Annotated in this window: 21 protein-coding genes; 6 read left to right on the top strand and 15 right to left on the bottom strand. The window is 47.7% G+C overall.

Annotation, left to right across the window (positions count from 1 at the left end; translation table 11 throughout):
- Positions 1 to 11 precede the first annotated feature (11 nt).
- From LSG34_RS07215 to LSG34_RS07200, 4 genes are all read right to left on the bottom strand, one after another.
- Entirely contained in the window at positions 12 to 1,127 is a 1,116-nt protein-coding gene (locus tag LSG34_RS07215; protein WP_233008153.1) for a methyl-accepting chemotaxis protein, read from the bottom strand.
- A 78-nt stretch (positions 1,128 to 1,205) separates the two neighbouring features.
- Positions 1,206 to 2,399 carry an NO-inducible flavohemoprotein gene (hmpA, locus tag LSG34_RS07210; RefSeq protein WP_233008152.1) on the bottom strand — a complete coding sequence of 398 codons (1,194 nt, stop codon included), beginning with the start codon at positions 2,397 to 2,399 and terminating at the stop codon, positions 1,206 to 1,208.
- Positions 2,400 to 2,439: 40 nt separating this feature from the next.
- Positions 2,440 to 3,675: an NnrS family protein gene (locus LSG34_RS07205; RefSeq protein ID WP_233008151.1), complete on the bottom strand. Its 1,236-nt coding sequence runs from the start codon at positions 3,673 to 3,675 to the stop codon at positions 2,440 to 2,442.
- Between the two features lie 3 nt (positions 3,676 to 3,678).
- The gene (locus tag LSG34_RS07200) at positions 3,679 to 3,948 is read right to left on the bottom strand and encodes a hypothetical protein (protein WP_233008150.1); all 270 of its coding nucleotides are present in this window, start codon (positions 3,946 to 3,948) and stop codon (positions 3,679 to 3,681) included.
- Between the two features lie 208 nt (positions 3,949 to 4,156).
- Here LSG34_RS07200 and norR point away from each other — a divergent pair, with 208 nt between their 5' ends.
- Positions 4,157 to 5,728 carry a nitric oxide reductase transcriptional regulator NorR gene (gene norR, locus LSG34_RS07195; protein ID WP_233008149.1) on the top strand — a complete coding sequence of 524 codons (1,572 nt, stop codon included), beginning with the start codon at positions 4,157 to 4,159 and terminating at the stop codon, positions 5,726 to 5,728.
- Positions 5,729 to 5,734: 6 nt separating this feature from the next.
- Here norR and LSG34_RS07190 read toward each other — a convergent pair whose 3' ends face one another.
- Positions 5,735 to 6,442 (bottom strand): glutamine amidotransferase, encoded by a 708-nt coding sequence (locus LSG34_RS07190; RefSeq protein WP_233008148.1) that lies wholly within the window; start codon positions 6,440 to 6,442, stop codon positions 5,735 to 5,737.
- 12 nt (positions 6,443 to 6,454) lie between these two features.
- Positions 6,455 to 7,015: a MarR family winged helix-turn-helix transcriptional regulator gene (locus LSG34_RS07185; protein ID WP_233008147.1), complete on the bottom strand. Its 561-nt coding sequence runs from the start codon at positions 7,013 to 7,015 to the stop codon at positions 6,455 to 6,457.
- Positions 7,016 to 7,157: 142 nt separating this feature from the next.
- Between LSG34_RS07185 and LSG34_RS07180 the strand changes: the two genes are divergently transcribed.
- The 4 genes from LSG34_RS07180 to LSG34_RS07165 all read left to right on the top strand — a co-directional run bounded on the left by LSG34_RS07180 (position 7,158) and on the right by LSG34_RS07165 (position 8,984).
- The gene (locus LSG34_RS07180) at positions 7,158 to 7,412 is read left to right on the top strand and encodes a DUF2024 family protein (RefSeq protein ID WP_233008146.1); all 255 of its coding nucleotides are present in this window, start codon (positions 7,158 to 7,160) and stop codon (positions 7,410 to 7,412) included.
- A 43-nt stretch (positions 7,413 to 7,455) separates the two neighbouring features.
- Positions 7,456 to 7,731 carry a Rho-binding antiterminator gene (locus tag LSG34_RS07175; protein WP_233008145.1) on the top strand — a complete coding sequence of 92 codons (276 nt, stop codon included), beginning with the start codon at positions 7,456 to 7,458 and terminating at the stop codon, positions 7,729 to 7,731.
- Positions 7,732 to 7,992: 261 nt separating this feature from the next.
- Positions 7,993 to 8,235, top strand: coding sequence for a thioredoxin family protein (locus tag LSG34_RS07170; RefSeq protein WP_233008144.1), 243 nt, complete (start codon positions 7,993 to 7,995; stop codon positions 8,233 to 8,235).
- An 8-nt stretch (positions 8,236 to 8,243) separates the two neighbouring features.
- The gene (locus LSG34_RS07165; RefSeq protein ID WP_233008143.1) at positions 8,244 to 8,984 is read left to right on the top strand and encodes a hypothetical protein; all 741 of its coding nucleotides are present in this window, start codon (positions 8,244 to 8,246) and stop codon (positions 8,982 to 8,984) included.
- A gap of 42 nt (positions 8,985 to 9,026) precedes the next feature.
- On the opposite strand, the gene LSG34_RS07160 is transcribed toward LSG34_RS07165, so the two are convergent.
- Genes LSG34_RS07160 through LSG34_RS07150 form a run of 3 tightly spaced genes read right to left on the bottom strand, consistent with a single transcriptional unit; the run spans position 9,027 to position 10,707 of the window.
- Entirely contained in the window at positions 9,027 to 9,512 is a 486-nt protein-coding gene (locus LSG34_RS07160; protein WP_233008142.1) for a CC0125/CC1285 family lipoprotein, read from the bottom strand.
- Between the two features lie 2 nt (positions 9,513 to 9,514).
- Positions 9,515 to 10,222 carry a hypothetical protein gene (locus LSG34_RS07155; protein WP_233008141.1) on the bottom strand — a complete coding sequence of 236 codons (708 nt, stop codon included), beginning with the start codon at positions 10,220 to 10,222 and terminating at the stop codon, positions 9,515 to 9,517.
- Positions 10,219 to 10,707, bottom strand: coding sequence for an RNA polymerase sigma factor (locus LSG34_RS07150; RefSeq protein ID WP_233008140.1), 489 nt, complete (start codon positions 10,705 to 10,707; stop codon positions 10,219 to 10,221). Before LSG34_RS07150 ends, LSG34_RS07155 begins: the two co-directional genes overlap by 4 nt.
- Before the next feature lie 125 nt (positions 10,708 to 10,832).
- On the opposite strand from LSG34_RS07150, the gene LSG34_RS07145 reads away from it, so the two are divergent.
- A complete protein-coding gene (locus tag LSG34_RS07145; RefSeq protein ID WP_233008139.1) occupies positions 10,833 to 12,179 on the top strand; it encodes a S8 family serine peptidase in 1,347 nt (448 codons plus the stop codon).
- Here the strand turns inward: LSG34_RS07145 and LSG34_RS07140 are convergent.
- From LSG34_RS07140 to trhP, 6 genes are all read right to left on the bottom strand, one after another.
- Positions 12,176 to 13,090 carry an outer membrane beta-barrel protein gene (locus LSG34_RS07140; RefSeq protein ID WP_233008138.1) on the bottom strand — a complete coding sequence of 305 codons (915 nt, stop codon included), beginning with the start codon at positions 13,088 to 13,090 and terminating at the stop codon, positions 12,176 to 12,178. The two genes, LSG34_RS07145 and LSG34_RS07140, sit on opposite strands and share 4 nt — an antisense overlap.
- A gap of 45 nt (positions 13,091 to 13,135) precedes the next feature.
- Positions 13,136 to 13,717: a hypothetical protein gene (locus tag LSG34_RS07135; RefSeq protein WP_233008137.1), complete on the bottom strand. Its 582-nt coding sequence runs from the start codon at positions 13,715 to 13,717 to the stop codon at positions 13,136 to 13,138.
- Positions 13,718 to 13,772: 55 nt separating this feature from the next.
- Positions 13,773 to 15,404 carry a sensor domain-containing diguanylate cyclase gene (locus tag LSG34_RS07130; protein WP_233008136.1) on the bottom strand — a complete coding sequence of 544 codons (1,632 nt, stop codon included), beginning with the start codon at positions 15,402 to 15,404 and terminating at the stop codon, positions 13,773 to 13,775.
- A 1-nt stretch (position 15,405) separates the two neighbouring features.
- A complete protein-coding gene (locus LSG34_RS07125; protein WP_233008135.1) occupies positions 15,406 to 15,846 on the bottom strand; it encodes a nucleoside deaminase in 441 nt (146 codons plus the stop codon).
- 120 nt (positions 15,847 to 15,966) lie between these two features.
- Positions 15,967 to 16,182: a YfhL family 4Fe-4S dicluster ferredoxin gene (locus LSG34_RS07120; RefSeq protein WP_233008134.1), complete on the bottom strand. Its 216-nt coding sequence runs from the start codon at positions 16,180 to 16,182 to the stop codon at positions 15,967 to 15,969.
- Positions 16,167 to 17,495 carry a prephenate-dependent tRNA uridine(34) hydroxylase TrhP gene (gene trhP / locus LSG34_RS07115; protein WP_233008133.1) on the bottom strand — a complete coding sequence of 443 codons (1,329 nt, stop codon included), beginning with the start codon at positions 17,493 to 17,495 and terminating at the stop codon, positions 16,167 to 16,169. The genes LSG34_RS07120 and trhP overlap by 16 nt, the downstream gene beginning before the upstream one ends.
- Positions 17,496 to 17,554: the final 59 nt, after the last annotated feature.

The raw sequence follows: 17,554 nt of genomic DNA, 5'->3' as shown, positions 1-17,554 counted from the left end.
AGCTGGTTGATTCAGATTCTTGCAGCCTGCCCCAAATCCATTTCCGTCAATAATTGCTGCATCAGCTGCATCACCTTTAGGTTGGCTTGTTCCATTTTGCTCAGGCTTTGCAAGGTTTCAGGTAAGCGCCCCTGATGGTAATAGTCCAAAGTGAGTTTGGCTTGTTGATGCACGGCTTGGTGTGGCGCTTCAATCTGCTGGTAGACGGAGCCTTTGGCCATACGCTGCTGTGTGGGCAATTGATCGTATAAAGCACCGAGCCGGCATTGGTGTTCATCTGGTAAATCTTTGGATTGAAAGCTGGCGCCTCCCAATAAGGTGCGGTACACCATCATCTTCATCACCAGTTCTTCCAGGTTGGCAAGCTCCACAGCAAACACCATAGCTGAGTAGGTGCTGCTGCGGTCGGCCTGAATACAGTTCTGGCTGATATGCTGGCTAACCTCCGCTGTATCGGCAAACAAAGTGGACAAGGCTTGAGTTTCCTCATCCATAGCGCTGACATGCACACTGACTTCATCCACCTGCTGCAAAATACTTTGAATAGAGCTGCTGATTTCTGTGGTCGATGCTGTGGTTTTTAAGGCTAATTTGCGCACTTCATCCGCCACCACTGAAAAACCGCGACCATGCTCACCTGCCCTTGCGGCCTCAATAGCGGCATTCAGTGACAACAAATTCGTTTGCTCTGAAATAGAGCGAATAAGCTCTACTACACCGGAAATAACAGAGGTTTCGGTTTTCAGTTTTTGCAGCGTCTGCAGGCTTTTACTGCTTTGTTGCTGCAAAGATTGAAGTTGCTTATTCGATTCCTGCATCTGAGAGCCACTGCGCTCTGCCAGTTGCCGGGCTTCGAATGCCAGTTGTTGCTGCTGCTTTAAGTCATCAGCGAGTCTTACCATGCTGCGTTCCATATGCAGCATACTTTGTTCAAATTGCCCCAGCTCTGTGGCAGTTTTTGTTGTGCTCTCCACTTGTTGAGTTATGGTTTTGAGCTGCAGATCCCTGGCGGCCAGTTGGTGTTCAAGTTGCTGATTCTGCTCTAACAACTGCTGTAGTTGTTGCTCCGTCTCTTGCCGCTTCACTTCGGCTTGTTGCAACTTCACAGTACGTACCAGGCTCCACATAAGTCCCCCTTCGCTTGTTCTCTACTTGTGAGCCAGACCCAGCAAAACGCCGGGCCTGGTAGCTAGCGCTGATCGCTATTACAGGTCGCTATGAGGACCAAAAACTTCATAGTGAATTTGAGCCGAAGCCACACCCAACGCCAGTAACTGATCTTTGGCAAACTTCATAAAACCTGTAGGACCACAGAGGTAGAAATTGGCACTTTGCAGCGGCAACTGGGCAGCAACAGCTTTCAGATCCATCAAACCAGTAAACTGACCGGCAGCTGTGTTCTGCTCCGCTTTGTTGAACCAGGTAAAGTTGTGCAGTAATGGGTAGTCTTTTTCCAGTTGCGAAATACGCTGTGCAAATGAATGTTGCTGCGTATTTTCACAAGCGTGCAGGAAAAACACCGGGGTTTGTTGCTTTAAAGCCACAATGCTTTCCAGCATAGACACCATAGGGGTTAAACCCACACCAGCTGAGATCAACACTGTAGGTAAATGAGCAGATTGCAGGAAGAAGTCACCAGCTGGCGGCAGAATATCCAGCTCATCTCCGGCCTGAATTTCGTCATGCAGATAATTAGAAACTAAACCAGCCACTTCACCCGTTTCACGTTTGACGCTGATCCGGTAACTATGGCCATTCGCTTTGTCAGACAAGGAATATTGACGGATTTCATAGTAGTCACAATGCGCAGGTTTTACTTTCACACCCAGATATTGGCCTGGCAGGTAATCCACCACGGCTTCACCATCTTTTGGTACCAATACGAAGCTTGATACCAGTTCAGATTCACGGATTTTTTCTTTCACTTTAAAACGACGTGGACCATACCAGCCACCCGGCTTTTGTTCAGTCTGGTTATAAATTTGACGCTCGCGGCCTGTAAAAATATTCGCCAGCACGCCATAAGCTTCAGTCCAGGCCTGTTCTACTTCTGGCGTAAATGCATCAGGAGCCAGTTCACGTAAAGTTTCAATCAGGTGATGACCTACAATGTCGTAGTGCTCAGGCTGAATAAAAAAGCTGGTATGTTTATGCGCCACACGCTCCACAGTTTCAGTCAGCACAGACAAGTTATCTATATTTTTGGCGTAAGCGGCAATAGCACTAAACAAGGCAAATTGCTGGCGGCCACTGTGCTGGTTGGTCATATTAAATATATCTTTCAGCTCAGGATTCACCTGAAACATACGCTGATAGAAGTGGTTAGTGATGGCCACACCGGCACCTTCCAGTAAGGGCACAGTGCTTTTAACGATGGCAATAGTTTGAGCAGATAACATAAAAAACCTCATTTAATTAAATAACTTAGAACAGCAGAAACTAACCCGGTCTGCCGTCAGCACGGGGCTGAGTCAGAACAGGCCAATAAAACCAAAGGAAGATTGCAAAGGCGCACAGCCATAACACAGCGCTGGCTTGCCAGAACATCAGAGGGAACCCTGCTAAGCTGGCCACCATCCGCACAGGGCCAGCGAGCAACAGCAAAGCAAAAGCTACAGTGATAGTTTTGCCAACCTGCAGTAGCCGGCCTGTATGACCTAAAGACACACGGGCCATCATGGCGAGGATCATGCCTGCCATAGCGCTGATGCTCAGCAGATGCAGCACGTCTTTAAATACCAGTAGCAGAGTTAAATCGCTGATGCCTAAAAGAATTAAACCTAAAGCCAAGGCCAGATAAGCCAGCTGTAAGGACCAAAGCAAAGGGGCTGCCCAGATTTTCCATGACGTCCAGAAGGATAAACGCACCAGATGCAAAGACCCCACCAGCAGTATCAACCAGCCCGCTTTAAGTGGCAGTTGGACAAAAAAACCTGTGATAAACAATGCGGTGCCAAACACAGACAAAGGCAATAACAACTTATCCAGCAATGGCGTTTTGATTTGTTCCAGTCCTAAAGCCCTGGCGGTGAAAAATGGGATCACCCGTCCACCTACTATGCCCATCAGGATGCCAAACAGCAGGATCATGCTGTGACTTAAATGCGAAGCGGCGGCAAACTGCTGAGTCGCAGCTGCATAAATAAAAGCCGTATTGAGCAAAGCCATCCCAGACAAGAGTGGAATAAACAGATAGTTATTTTTACTTTTAGCTCTGATCAGTAAGCTCGCTAAACTGTAAATAGCACCAGCCCACCACAGCAGTTGAGCGGCGATAAAAAGCCATAACAGTGGAGTGTATTCTGCGAATAACAAGCAAAAACGGGCAGTCAGCCAAAGCCCGGTTAATAACAACAGCGGTTTGCCCGATAGACTGGGCAAGCCTGTCCAGTTTTGTGCTGCCGTCAGTAAAAAGCCCACAGCAACTAAAGCACCAAAGCCAAATAACATCTCATGGGCGTGCCACAGGGCTGCAAGAAAACCAAACTGAAACAACATCAAGCCGCTAAACCACAAGGCCCAAATGCTGATCGCCACGAAAGCCCAACAGGCACCGGCCAGAAAAAAAGGCCTGAATGCCAACGCAAACAAAGGATAAGAGGACAGAGCTTTTCGCTTGCCCTCTTGCACTTCGTCAGGCCAGTGGATATTCATCAAAGGAGGACGCTGGCTCATGGCTTAACGCACTTCTTTGTGCAGTTCGTACTGAGCTATGCAGCGGCAGACATAGGCAATTTTCACCAAAGTCGCGCTGAAAATCATAGTGACGTGACCTGCCAGTTGCAGTTCAAACGAAAACATATAAGAGAGCGGATAACAAACAACCACAGTCGCCAGTAGTAAGCTAAAAGACAAAGCTAATAAAGTATTGGCAGCCAGTAACAAAGTTTCGAACTTGTCAGAGGCGGACAGTTTTTCATTACTAAAAAATTGGGCAACATGAAACATCATAAGCTCCTGTGGAATCATTGGATTCCGGTTTGGTTTCCTTATGTATTGCAGTTCTGATGCCAGTTATTTTTAACTTTAATTTCAATAACTTAATAATTAACCAACCAAAATTCATGTCAAAATGACACAATAAATAAGAGTCAAAATGACAAACTAGATTCTTTGTGACACAATTTAAGCAGAACAAATGTCAGCAGGAGCTGCAATGGCCGAACTCAACTCAACCTTGTTGCTGGAAGTGGCGCTGGATCTGGCGAACAGCATCACCACCACAGATCGCTTTGACCGCTTGCTGGGCTCTGTGCGTAAAGCCATTAACTGCGATGCGGTGGTGCTGCTCTCTTATCAGGGGGAGCTGCTGATGCCGCTGGCGATCCAAGGCTTAACAGCTGATACCTTAGGCCGTCGTTTCGCTCTGAAGGATCACCCTCGCCTTGCGCTCATTTGCCAAAGCAGCAGCCCGGTGCGTTTTCCATCCGACACTGAATTGGCTGATCCTTACGATGGCTTGTTACTGGCGCAGGCCGGTGACTTGCCTGTGCATTCCTGTATGGGTTTACCTTTGTATTCAGATGGCCAACTGATAGGGGTGCTGACGCTGGACAGCCTGAAACCTGATGCTTTTTCTGCCATAGCTGAACGGACCTTAGACTTGATTGCAGCTATGTCGGCAGCCACCTTAAAAACAGCTATTCAGCTGAAAAAACTCGAACAACAAGCGCTGCAGGCGCAACATTTAGTCGAAGAACTGACTCATGAAGCCCTGATCCGCGATGGTGGCGAACTGATAGGTCAAAGCCAGGCGATGCTGGCGCTAAAAAGTGATATTCAACTGGTCGCGGGTTCAGATTACACAGTGCTCATTCAGGGCCAGACTGGCGTAGGTAAAGAGCTGGTCGCCAGAACTCTGCATCAGTTATCCAGAAGAGCCAAACAGCAACTGGTGCATTTAAACTGTGCTTCTTTGCCTGAAACACTGGCTGAATCTGAGTTGTTTGGTCATGCCAAAGGTGCTTTTACCGGTGCCGAGCGGGAAAGACCTGGTAAATTTTTATTGGCCGATGGTGGCACTATATTCCTCGATGAAGTCGGTGAACTGCCACTTAGCGTACAAAGCAAATTATTGCGGGTGCTGCAAAGCGGCGAAATTCAGCCTGTCGGCAAAGATGAAGTAAAAACGGTGAATGTGCGGGTGATAGCGGCCACCAACAGAGATTTAGCTGCTGAAGTGGCTGCAGGTCATTTTCGCGCCGACTTGTATCATCGATTATCTGTTTATCCCATTACTGTCCCTGCACTCAAAGAGCGACAACAGGATGTGTTGCTGCTGGCCGGCTATTTTCTGGAATTGACTGCCCGCAAATTGGGCATACGTCAGCTAAAACTCAGCACCGCAGCTCAGTCTGTGTTGTTGCAGTACAACTGGCCTGGTAATGTGCGGGAGCTGGAACATGTGATTAGCCGCGCTGCGCTCAAAGCCAGAAAAGAAGCCAAAGCCCAGGATATTATTGCTCTGTTACCACAGCATCTGGAGCTGGCAGAGCGAGGAGTTTCAGCCGATAGCCACTCGCCAGCAACTTTGCCTATGCTCCACAGCAACGGCTTAAGCCTGAAAGCTGCCACTGAAGAATTTCAGAAGCAGCAAATTATTCAAATCCTAAGCCAAACAGCTGGCAACTGGAGTCTGGCGGCGAAGCAGCTCGATTTAGACAGGGCCAATCTGGCCCGCCTCGCCAAACGCTTAGGTATTAAAGTCGAAAAGACGGTGCGCAGCTAAGCTAGCTTACAGCTGATCCAGCCAGCGCGTAAGTAATTGCTGGCTAAACTGGCGTAAAGCCGGGGCATAAGCTTTGGTGTCCTGGCGAATTTTCGCTAAATCTGCCAAAGGCCAGGCTGCTAATTCGGCGGCATGGCCAAGCAACCATTGTTCGATACGCTGGCCTTCCAGTTCAGGGTGGCATTGAAACGCCAGTACCTGCGAGCCTATATGGTAAATTTGTTTGTAGTCTTCACTCGATGCCAACAGCTCTGCACCAGCAGGCAAATCAAAGGTATCGCCATGCCAGTGGAACATCTGGATTTCTGTATTCGTGTCCTCAACCGCAAAAAGCTGAGTGTCCAGCGCCGCTTGAGTAAACTGAATAGGCGACCAGCCAATTTCTTTGCCATAAGCGCCCGGATAGACAGCAGCACCAGCAGCTGCAGCTATTAGCTGCGACCCGAGGCAAACCCCTAACAAGGGCCGCTGTTCTGCCAAACGTTGTTTGGCGATCAGCAGCTCAGTCTGTAAAAACGGATACAAAGCTGTGTCGTACACGCCCACCGGGCCACCTAAAATGACAGTTAAATCCGCCTGATACGCCGCAGTTAAATCATCCATAGCCGCATCCAGATACTGCAGCTGATAACCAGCAGCCGTTAATGGCTCAGCAAAACTACCGAGATCTTCAAACTGTAAATGCCGGATCACCACGCAACTTTTCGTCTTCATCTATTTTCTCCTCTATGCCGTATCCTGATGTTCACGACAAATCAGCTCTGTACTTGTTACCGGCAAAGGCTGCTGAGTTAAACCACAAAAGGGCAAACCGTCCTGCTGCTGATGGAAACGGCAGCTTTTGCACACGCCAAAACTTTTGCGCTGCTCTTGCTGCTGCACATGACTCAACAACTGATGCAAAGCGCCTGTCAGTTGCTGTTCCAGTTCAGGCCCCAGCTGCTGCACTGCCTGTTGCAGCACCTGCACAGCCACCAACTGTTGCACCACAGCTAAACCTGCTGCTGTTGGTTTTAAATGCACTATGCGTTTGTCCTGCAGATCCGGCTCTTTGTAAATCCACTGCCGCTCTTCCAGCGCTTTTAACGACTGAGACACTGTGCCTTTAGTCAGGCCCAGATAATCGGTCACGCCCATCACAGTATCTGAGTAATGATTACAAATACTCAGATAACGCAAAGCGCTAAGCTGCACAGCGGGCACCATAGAAAGTTCGGCATCGTCCCGCTGCCAGCTACGCAGCAAACTGTTGATGCGTTCGACATAATCAAAAAAGCTTAAAGCCATAGTTTTAACACCTGCACTTGCATCTGGATCTAGACCTGTATTTTATCTGCACAGTATAGCTTGACATTGTATCGAAGCGAAACTATTATTTTAATAACGTATCGATTCGATACTTAATTTAAGGTTGAGTGAGGAGCTTTTTATGAACGTTCAGGTTTTTGACACCCATGTAAAAACGACCAATGGCCATTACCTGCATTTTGATGTGTTGGTGACGCCAGAGCATGCAGCTAAGGCTAAACTCTATGCACAGCAGTTTTTACAACAACAAGGCTATAACAGTGACGACATACAGCAACAAAGCTGTGATTTTTGTCATAACGAAATAGCCACCCCAGCGGTTATTTCAGCTATTAATGTGCAGGGGTATTACATTCTGAAATTACAGGGCTGCTAAGCGGCTCTGTGTTTAATTAACCCAAGATCAAAGGAGCACCCTGATGAACCCGGCCATTCTTGCTTGCGATTTACATGATCATGTCGAAATTATCTGTATGAGACGATACCCGGTCCTGATCCATCAGCTGGATGGCAGCACTATTCAGGGTATTGCCCGTGACACCCGAAGTACAGCACAGGAAGAATTTCTGCTGCTGGATAAGGACGGACAAAAAGTGGAAATTCCACTGCTGCAGATAGAACGTATTGAGGTATTGGATGCCAATGCCCCCCAACAGGAAATTTGGTTACAGCAAGGCGGAAGCTGCGCTATTTGAGCCTTTCCCCCCTTTAAAAAAGAAGCCACCGACCAGGTGGCTTTTTTGTTTTCTGGCATTTAACTGCACAGAACAAAAAAATAAAACGATAAAAATCAAAACCTTAATAAATAATCCACAGTTTTATTAAAACATAGCCTTGACACTGTTTCGATTCAAAACAATAATACGTATCGAATCGAAACATAATGTAGAGTACAGCGCAATGCAGTGCAGCGCAGTACAGATTCTTAACCTGACTCTTTTAAAGGAAACAAAGCTATGAACACTAAAACTATTGCTACTTTTTACCATGCTGGTTGCCCTGTTTGCATTAGCGCCGAGCAAGCCTTGTTAAGCATGATTGACCCGAACAAATACCAAATTAATGTAGTGCATTTAGGTGAACAGAGTGCTGAAGTCGCAACAGCCAAAGCTGCAGGCGTCCAGTCAGTACCAGCCTTAGTGATTGATGGCCAGGTATTACATATCAACTTTGGCGCTGCCATCACAGATTTAGCTTGAGGTGAATGATGAAAAAATTACTATTAAGTTCTTTAATAGCTTTAGCCGCCAGCCAGGCATTCGCGCATGGCCCAGGTGGTATTCATGCAGAAAAGTCAGCCACTAAAGCTGCGTTTGACTTAGTTCACACCCGGGTATTTAAAGACGGTACCCATCTGGTGTTTGAGCAGGTGGTTACAGGCACTGCAGGTGCAGAAAAACCAGTCAGCAATGGCGGAAAATTTGCCACAGCAGACGTACTAAGTTATGTCTGGCCCACCACACTGGATTCTTCAGTCATTGGTTTTGATGGTAAAAAAGGCATAGTGGCGCTGGCATTAACAGCCCACCCTGACTTTGATGACACGCCTTTGTATGACGAAAACAACGATGGCAATCTGGCGAACGACGGCGACGACTGGCATTCACACTGGGTAGTGTTAACCCCAGATGAAAGCTGTGGCCCTAAAGGTTTAAAAGTACGGGATATCCCTAAAGGTGAAACTCCTAAAGTGCCAAAAACCTGGCCAGGCGCTCCAATTTATATCGACTCTCCTGGTTATGATTTCAACCTGAAAAAAGATACCGTCACTATCCGTGTGCCGTTAAAAGAAGTGGGTTTCCCAACTGATTTTAACTACGACGGTGTGACAGCTGCACTGAAAGTAAATGCCAACCTGCACAACCCGCTGTTATGCGTAGTGAACGTGTACGATGTGGCTTCAGGTGATTTATCTTTACCTGCCACCTGGCCGGAAAAAGCTAAATAAATCTGCTTTAGCATCAGAATAACCAGCAGCAATCCCTGCTGGTTATTGCTCCATCTTGTTTAGCACTTCAGCAGCCTGAAATATACTGGTCCCTTGTGGACTAACACCTTTGCCCAAACGAATATCAATCCGCACTTCGGTGTAATCCGTTACTGTATCCGGCTCAGGCATCATGTCAGGCTGGTAATAACTACTGCAGCTGAGTAAACCACAAGACGTCTGCCGATGATGGTTGGCTGTGCTGAGCCTGGTTGTCACTTCATAGGTCTTGCGGTCTACCAGTGTTTCTTTTTCCACCAAATCAAACCAATCGTAACCCTGACTCAAAGTTAGCTCGGCCGCCCTTTGCAGGGCATAATCCATAGCTTTGGTTTTGTTTTTACCTCTGAGTTTAAACTGGACCCTGTGATAATTAGGACCCAGCTCGGTATCACTGTAACCATAACCCGCAGCCGATGCACTGCGGTAATCAGGCGCACTGCTGCACGCCGTCAGACTTAACAACAAAACAGCAAGAAGTAGTTTCATGATCATTCTCCTTTGTGTTTTGTCGACCAGCCTTGCTGGATTAATTGTTGTTCACCCGAAAGGCTTAACACCTGACCTGAGATCATCTGGTCAATCACTGGGTCCAGCACCGCAGTGCCACTGGCCGTCTGGTACAACGGACTCTCTGTAGCTGCAGCCTTGATCATAGCTTCCAGCTGCCAGCCTTCTGCAGAACGGCAAGCCAATTGCTGGCTGAGTTCAGTAGTGCTGCTGATTTGATATTGCCGGCAGTACCTGCCTTGTTGATCTAAAAAGGTCAGATGTGGGGTTAAGGTTGAATCTGTTCCCAACTGATAACTGGCACCTGCGGGCTGAGTCTCCAGTGCAACGCTGATCTCAGACCATGGGTCCTGCTGTTGCCAAAGCACCATGGCATAACCAGCAGCAAAAGCCATACAAGCTGCAGCTGCGCTATGCCACTGCCGTGGCTGTGCCAACCGGCGCCAGAACGGAAACCGGATCACCGAACCTTGTTCTGGTTCATCCAGCAGCGCCATCAGTTGCTGTGGCACCGGAGTGCCATCTATCAGACTTGCCTGCTGCCTGAGCAGCAGATCCACTTCAGCCAAAGCCGCCAGACGTTCAGCTAATTGCTCGTCCTGAAGCAACAATTCACGAATATGCTGCATTTGTGGTTCAGGTAATTCAGAATCAAGAAATGCAGATAACATTTCATCTGTGATCTTCATACAACGTAACTCCCCTTTGCGAGCTGAACGCTTTGAGCTAAAGCGCTGCGGGCTCTGGCAAGACGACTCATAATAGTCCCGGCCGGTAGAGCCAGGATTTGGGCCGCTTCGGCATAACTACATCCCTGCACAGCCACCAGACTCAAGACTTCTTGTTGGTCTTGCGGTAACTGGCTGATGGCGCTTTGTACCTGCGTTAGCTGAATTTGTGCCAGCATAGTGGCTTCTCCATCTGTACTTGCTTCCTGTAGTTCAGGCTCATTAGATCCGGCCTGCCGCACTTTACGGCTACGGTATTCGTCTATCCAAACATTGCGACAGACCCGAAAACACCAGTGCAATAAAGTCACATGGGGTTCAGGCGGGCTATTCAGTAACCGCTCTATGGTGTTTTGCACCAGGTCATCAGCGTCCTGAACTGAACCGGTCAGCGAAAACGCAAAACGTCTCAGCTGAGGCAATAAAGTTTTTAATTCAGTTTTCATCGTCAGTAATACTCCCTGTTAAAAAGGAGACGAAGCAACAGACAGATTTATTCCACCACAATGGAATTTTTTTTCTGCTCAGACGTTTTTATGGTACATAGTTTTTTGTAACCAAAGAGATCATCATGAAAAATAAACTGACCTTTGTACTGCTGTCCTTGTTGGCACTGGAGTCACAAGCTCAGCTTTTGCCTTCAAACCCGTTGACCGACAGGCTGGAACAGCCTCTTGGTTTGCCCGTAACCGATCGTCTGACAACTTTAGAACAGCAGTTGTTACATCAAACCAGACAACAACTACTTCAGGATAAGCTTGCCACTGACAGATTGCGCCAGCGCTTGAGACTTAACCTGGATCCAGTCATGCAGTTGCCAGCCAACCTGCCAGTAGTGAATCAGCAAAACCAACTGCTCTGGCGTGAAATTGAACTGGAGCACGGAGTCAGAGTCGTCGAAGGTCAATGGTTACTGATGTTAAGTTCGCAGCAATGGCAACAACAGACTCAGTTGCACAGTTATTTAGTCGACCAAAAGCGTTACCCGGAATTAGGCTTATTTTTATACCGGATCCAGCTGCCAGCAGGTTCAGGAACTAAACCTGAGCTGCTGCAATCCTTACCAGCAGATATACAAGCACAGGTTTTCAGCAATACTATTTACAATCCACAACAAGGCAAAACCAATGGCGCCAGCAAAGTTTCCGCTTCTGACAGCCTCTGTCAAAGTGCCGTAAAAGTAGGTATGGTGGATTCCGCTGTTGATCGACAACATCCAGCCTTTGCTCATCCTGAAGCCTTAATCAGTAAAAATTTCTTACCGCCCGATCTGGCACAAGACAATCAGCATGGTACGGCTGTAGCCTCATTACTTACAGGACAGGGACCGGGGCTTAAGCCTTTGTTACCCAAGGCGCAGCTATTTAGCGCAGCGGTGTTTTATCAGCAGAACGCTTATCAGCAAGGTGCTACTTTGGTCCATTTATTGGAAGCGCTGAATTGGTTAGCCTCAGAGCAAGTGCAACTGATTAATCTAAGCCTTACAGGCCCGGCTCATCCCTTGTTGCAACACGCCATCAGCGCATTAGCACAGAAAAGTATTGTATTGGTTGCAGCGGCTGGTAATGCAGGTCCTGCCGCAGCGCCTTTGTATCCGGCAGCATATAAAGAGGTGATTGCCGTCACAGCTGTTGATCAACAGCAACATATTTATCGCTGGGCCAATCAAGGGGATTATATTGAGTTCGCCGCGCCCGGAGTCGCTGTCACCGTGGCCAAAGCCGGCGCTGGCTTTGGTTTGGAAACAGGTACTTCATTGGCTTCACCTGTGGTTGCAGCTATTGCCGCCTGTCAGTTGGCATCAGGTGTAACTACAGCTCAACTCAGAGCCCAATTACGGCAACAGGCTGTGGATTTAGGCGAACCGGGCAAAGACACCGTTTATGGTTTTGGCCTGCTTCGCCCTGGCTCCCATTAAAAAGATAAGCGCAATGCCATACCAGCCAGATTTTGAGAGTAATCTGCACTGGGTAAGCTGGACGCGGAATTCTGATGCTCCAGCTGGGCTGTCAGCGCCAGATAGTTATTCAATTGCCATTGCCAGTTCATCAGCCAGCTTTGGATCCGATCCTGCCGTTTTTCAGCGTCAGCAGCAATCTGATAGTCTTTGTGTTGCCACTGCCAGCCGAACTGAACCTTGTGATCCTGCTCAAACCAACGCCACTGCTGTGACGCTTTCAGTTGTATCAGAGGCCCCCGAAAATCAAACAATTCAGACTCAGTCTGTTCGTCCTGATAAGCCAGACCAAGCTGCATAAAACCCTGCTGATCGGTGCTGAATGCAAAGAAATCACTGCGCAGTTGTTGTAGTTTGGCATCTCTGTCATCAAGTACAGTAAAATCTTTATCGGTCTGGGTCAGACTCAGCCGCAGGTAATAACGCTGCAGCCAGAGTTTAGCCATATACAGGCTGTATTGATCCAGACTAAGCAAATCCTCGCTGGCTAAGCTGGCATCTGCTTTGTGGTAACTGCTGCCAAGTGTCAGCCACTTTGCCTGATAACTCAGATCTGCAGACCATAAACCTAAACTAGTATTAAAGTCTGAATTATCTTGCCAGCTGTTTTGTTGGTGCCTGTAGCCAAGATCCAAGGTCCACTGCTGGGCCGGAGTCCAGTGCAGAGCCAACTGAGCTTCCAGTTCCTGCCCTGAAGCTGAACGACCTGACGCATTGTCCAGCTCAGCGGTTTTAAGGTTTGAATTGTAGCTCTGACCATAACTCATATAGCCAGTGACTTTGGTCTGCTCTGATGGCTCAAGCGCTTCTGCCCGGACACTTCCAAACAGGCTGACTAGTTGCAGACACAAAATATAATGCAGTGTTCTCATGATAATACTCCAGAAAAAGGCCAGCAGAACGCTGGCCTGACTGTTTTATAAACCCAGAGTTAACACACTGTTCAGGCTCGATTGCACAGAATTCACTACTTCAGCTTTGATGGTGTCATCCACAGCTTTTGTCAGTTCAGTATTTATTTGCTGCTGAACCAGAGCATTTGTGGTTTGACTAACTGCAGCCCGGGCAGAATCATTGACCAAACCAGGTAATGCCGGAAGCTCTGCTGGCACAACTGAGCCTGCGGACGGAAGCTCTGGTATTGTTACAGCAGGTTGAGGCAACAAAGCGTTTACGGCCGTGGAGCTTTGCTGAGCTATGCTTGTACTTTGTGACAAAGCCGCAGATGTCAGCTGCGCTTCACTTTGTTCAGCGCCGTCTGAATTGGTAGTTACCTGATTATTTGTTTCAGCGGAAGTTGAACTGGCAGAGAGAATACCCAAAGACGTAGCGCCTGAGGATGAGGCCATCGAATTTGGTTGTTGCTGTTGCAAGGTTACAGTGGCTGCAGTGTTTTGTGCTGCAGCTGTGACTGTCATTTCGGCCTGTGCCATACAAAGACCAGACAAAGATGCTAAAACCACTGCTGCTGATAAAGAAGAAAAGCGGATTGTGTTCATATTGATTACCTCTGTTGTCACCATTGACACAGAGGTAACGATTCAGCTCCCGGATTTATTCCACCACAGGAAAAAAATCTGTCGCAGTTTCTAATTGAATAGCCAATTCAGCCTTCTGCTGGTACATGCGCTGATCGGCCACTTTACTCAGCACTAAATCGGTTTCACCATCCTCTGGAAAACAAGCCACTCCAATACTGCAGCTGATCTGGATTTCCAGGCCATGAATATCAAAAGGTAAGGCGATAGAATGCTGAATTTTTTCTGCGACCAAGGCGGCGTGATGGAATTCATCCACAGCAGGCAACAGGATAATAAACTCATCGCCGCCGATCCGGGCTACCGTATCAGATGAGCGGATTGCATGCTGTAAACGCTCTGCCACCTGCTGTAATAACAAATCTCCCACTGCGTGGCCATGAGTGTCATTCACAGGTTTAAATTTGTTTAAATCCAACAACATCAAGGCCAAGGCTTTTTTATGCCGCACTGCGTATTGCAATGCCTTTTGTAAGCGGTCAGAAAACAACGTGCGGTTAGGTAAACCTGTTAAGGTATCGTGCTGCGCCATATAACGCATACGTTCTTCAATTTTTCGTCGTTCTGTTAGATCCCGGCTAACCCCCAAAATGCCGACAAATGCCCCTTCAGCATCATACATACCGGAAATTTTTACTTCACTCCAGACCCGGCGGCCGTCTTTGCATACCTGCTCTACTTCACCGACATAATCCGGATAGGCTTCACCTTCCTGTAAGGCTTTGGCAGCCTTCTTCATTTGTAGTTTCACCTGTGCATAAGAGTCTGGCGTCACCAGTTGCAGCATCTGTTGCTGCATCAGCTCTGCTACAGTAAAACCTGTCAGCTTCTGCGCTGAAGGGCTGATATAGGTAAAATGACCATTTAAATCCATAGTCCATATAACATCAGTCGCATGATCAGCCAATAAACGGTGTCTTTCTTCACTGCGTTTTAATGCTTCTATTGCGTGGCTACGTTCAATCACAATTTCCGCTAAGGCCGCACTTTCACTAATCAGTTGAATGTCCTGATCCGACGGCACTGTCACCTCTTTATGATAAATCGCAAAAGTACCCAACACTTTACCCTGACGGTTTTTAATAGGTTCAGACCAGCAAGAGCGGATACCCGCTAAATCAACTAAAGCCTGATAAGGTTGCCAATACGGATGCACACGCACATCTTCCACTATGACCCGCTGCCCCAAAAAAGCTGCTGTACCACAGGAACCCACGCCATAACCCGAGGCTAAACCGTCAATAGCTGCGTTGTATTCATCCGGTAAATGCGGAGCTGAAGCTACATGTAAAAGCCCCTGATCATCCAGTAACAACACAGTGCAACTGGCCGACGGATCCATTTGCTCTGCTCCTTCAACCAAAGCATCCAACACCTGTACTAATGGTGCCTGCTCAACTATCATCGCAAGAACCCGACTGCGGTTTTGTTGCATCATGGCAGCGCGCTGACCTGTAATTACAATAGCTTTGAGTTTACGGTTGACCCGGAATATAAAGAGAAGGAAAGCCAAAGTGGCAGGAATAATAAAAAGCGCAGCCGCGGCCAACAACAGCCAACCTGAGCTGCTACTTCCCCACGAGAATGCATCCGCTGATGCCGGGACAGTGACCAACAATCCATGTAACAGAACGAGCCATAACTTCACGTTATTCCCCTATATCTTCATTCCATAACTCTGGTTTAGTGGCAATAAAGTCCTGCATCAGTTGCACACATTCAGCATTGTCCTGAACGATAAGTTCAACCCCACGGCTTTTGACATAACCTTCAGGTCCCTGAAAAGTACGGTTTTCACCCACTACGACTTTAGGAATGCCATAAAGCAACACAGTGCCGCTGCACATATCACAAGGGGATAAGGTGGAATACAACACAGCCCGTTTGTAATCTTTTGCCGTTAAACGACCGGCGTTTTCCAGACAATCCATTTCCGCATGCAGCACACAACTGCCCTTTTGTACCCGCTGATTGTGGCCCCGCCCTACAATTTCTCCATCAATCACCAGCACTGAACCTATTGGAATACCACCTTCGGCTAAACTTTTTTTGGCTTGTTCTATCGCGGCTCGCATAAAAGGGTCTGTCATTCACTTCATCCTGTCGATCAACTGTAAATCATCTGAAATCAGCCAGCTGCGTTTTAGTGCTTGTGGCTATGTTTCAATAGTTTAGTGAGAAAAACAGAAAAAGAAGTACAGATCAATAAATTAAATTGCCGCAGGTCCAGACTGGGCCGGAAGGTACTTGATACAATCCAGCGGACAAACTTCTATACAGGCTGGCTGGTTATAAAAACCTACACATTCAGTGCATAAGTCCGCATCCGCTTGATAATGGCTCTCGCCACGATAAATGGCAGTATTCGGGCACTCCGGCACACATAGATCACAGTTAATACATATAGCTTCTATCCACACTGACATAAAGTCTCCCTACAAGATGCTTTAGCCTGAACCTTCTGTTGCTTCAGCAAAAAGCCATAGTGCGGACTTACACCTGCAGGCAATTTAAACCAGACCTGATAACCAGAACCAGGTGCAACCAGCAGTTGTTGACCATCTGCTGCATAGAAGACAGACTCTATCTCTGTGATGCCTTGTGGTGTCATCAACAGCAGTTGATCGTCAAAGCTAAAACGGTTTTTTACCTGCAACATAGCCTGACCATCAGCATTCAGCTCACCGCTGAATTCCCCCACCAGTAACTGCTCACCTTCGCTATGGCTGGTCTGGTAATTTTGCAAATCAGTTGGCACATGACGGCGCAAAAAGCCTTCGGTAAAACCGCGGTTCGCCATACCGTTCAGTTGCTGTAGCAAATCAAAATCAAAACTTTTGCCCGCCATCGCATCATCTATGGCTTTACGATAGACATGCGCTGTGCGGGCCACATAATAAGGTGACTTGGTACGGCCTTCTATTTTCAGTGAATGCACGCCCATAGCAGTCAAAGCCGGCACATGCTGTACCGCGCGTAAATCTTTAGAGTTAAAGATATAACTGCCATGCTCGTCTTCATCCAGCAACATCAGCTCGCCGGGCCTCCCTTGTTCTTCCACCAACACAGGTGGAGCTAATGGCGAAATAACAGGCTTGTATTGCCCTACTTCATCGGCTTGTGCTTCATGGCTTTGATAAGACCAGCGACAGGCATTGGTGCAGGCGCCCTGATTCGGATCGCGTTTATTGATATAGCCAGACAATAAGCAACGGCCTGAATAGGCCATGCACAAAGCACCGTGCACAAAGACTTCCAGCTCCATCTGTGGCACTTTTTCGCGGATTTTCGCTATTTCTTCCAGCGCCAGCTCGCGGGATAAAATCACCCTTTCTATGCCTTGTTGTTGCCAAAACAATACAGCGGCCCAATTGACTGTGTTGGCCTGCACCGACAAATGCAGCGGCATTTGAGGGAAATGTTGGCGTAATAAAAATACCACACCGGGGTCAGACACAATAAGTGCATCAGGCCCCAACTCTATCGCAGGCGTCATATCTTCAACAAAACGCTGTAACTTACTGTTATGTGGCGCAATATTAACCACCAGATAAAACTTTTTGCCCTGCTGATGAGCTTCCTTAATACCAATGGCCAGAGTTTCAAGATCAAATTCGTTATTGCGCACCCGCAAACTAAAACGCGGCTGACCGGCATACACAGCATCAGCGCCATAAGCAAAAGCCATACGCATAGCTTTTAAACTGCCGGCAGGGGATAAAAGTTCAGGAGCATTCATTGGGAAATCCACAGGACATTAAAATAATCGTTAAAATGGAACAGGCGCATCATAGCGCC

The organism is Rheinheimera faecalis, from assembly GCF_021290965.1.
In the GTDB taxonomy this organism is placed as follows: domain Bacteria; phylum Pseudomonadota; class Gammaproteobacteria; order Enterobacterales; family Alteromonadaceae; genus Pararheinheimera; species Pararheinheimera faecalis.
Note: the sequence above shows the minus strand (reverse complement) of the source record. Positions and strands in the feature narration are given on the sequence as shown.

Excerpts from the sequence above, each read along its gene's own strand:
- LSG34_RS07165 (WP_233008143.1), top strand. The coding sequence starts at position 8,244 with ATGAAAAAATTACTATTAAGTTCTTTAATAGCTTTAGCCGCCAGCCAG.
- LSG34_RS07190 (WP_233008148.1), bottom strand. The coding sequence starts at position 6,442 with ATGAAGACGAAAAGTTGCGTGGTGATCCGGCATTTACAGTTTGAAGAT.
- LSG34_RS07180 (WP_233008146.1), top strand. The coding sequence starts at position 7,158 with ATGAACGTTCAGGTTTTTGACACCCATGTAAAAACGACCAATGGCCAT.
- LSG34_RS07215 (WP_233008153.1), bottom strand. The coding sequence starts at position 1,127 with ATGTGGAGCCTGGTACGTACTGTGAAGTTGCAACAAGCCGAAGTGAAG.
- LSG34_RS07155 (WP_233008141.1), bottom strand. The coding sequence starts at position 10,222 with ATGAAGATCACAGATGAAATGTTATCTGCATTTCTTGATTCTGAATTA.
- norR (WP_233008149.1), top strand. The coding sequence starts at position 4,157 with ATGGCCGAACTCAACTCAACCTTGTTGCTGGAAGTGGCGCTGGATCTG.
- LSG34_RS07145 (WP_233008139.1), top strand. The coding sequence starts at position 10,833 with ATGAAAAATAAACTGACCTTTGTACTGCTGTCCTTGTTGGCACTGGAG.
- hmpA (WP_233008152.1), bottom strand. The coding sequence starts at position 2,399 with ATGTTATCTGCTCAAACTATTGCCATCGTTAAAAGCACTGTGCCCTTA.
- LSG34_RS07200 (WP_233008150.1), bottom strand. The coding sequence starts at position 3,948 with ATGTTTCATGTTGCCCAATTTTTTAGTAATGAAAAACTGTCCGCCTCT.
- LSG34_RS07150 (WP_233008140.1), bottom strand. The coding sequence starts at position 10,707 with ATGAAAACTGAATTAAAAACTTTATTGCCTCAGCTGAGACGTTTTGCG.
- LSG34_RS07120 (WP_233008134.1), bottom strand. The coding sequence starts at position 16,182 with ATGTCAGTGTGGATAGAAGCTATATGTATTAACTGTGATCTATGTGTG.
- LSG34_RS07185 (WP_233008147.1), bottom strand. The coding sequence starts at position 7,015 with ATGGCTTTAAGCTTTTTTGATTATGTCGAACGCATCAACAGTTTGCTG.
- LSG34_RS07160 (WP_233008142.1), bottom strand. The coding sequence starts at position 9,512 with ATGAAACTACTTCTTGCTGTTTTGTTGTTAAGTCTGACGGCGTGCAGC.
- LSG34_RS07205 (WP_233008151.1), bottom strand. The coding sequence starts at position 3,675 with ATGAGCCAGCGTCCTCCTTTGATGAATATCCACTGGCCTGACGAAGTG.
- LSG34_RS07135 (WP_233008137.1), bottom strand. The coding sequence starts at position 13,717 with ATGAACACAATCCGCTTTTCTTCTTTATCAGCAGCAGTGGTTTTAGCA.
- LSG34_RS07175 (WP_233008145.1), top strand. The coding sequence starts at position 7,456 with ATGAACCCGGCCATTCTTGCTTGCGATTTACATGATCATGTCGAAATT.
- LSG34_RS07170 (WP_233008144.1), top strand. The coding sequence starts at position 7,993 with ATGAACACTAAAACTATTGCTACTTTTTACCATGCTGGTTGCCCTGTT.
- LSG34_RS07125 (WP_233008135.1), bottom strand. The coding sequence starts at position 15,846 with ATGACAGACCCTTTTATGCGAGCCGCGATAGAACAAGCCAAAAAAAGT.
- trhP (WP_233008133.1), bottom strand. The coding sequence starts at position 17,495 with ATGAATGCTCCTGAACTTTTATCCCCTGCCGGCAGTTTAAAAGCTATG.
- LSG34_RS07140 (WP_233008138.1), bottom strand. The coding sequence starts at position 13,090 with ATGAGAACACTGCATTATATTTTGTGTCTGCAACTAGTCAGCCTGTTT.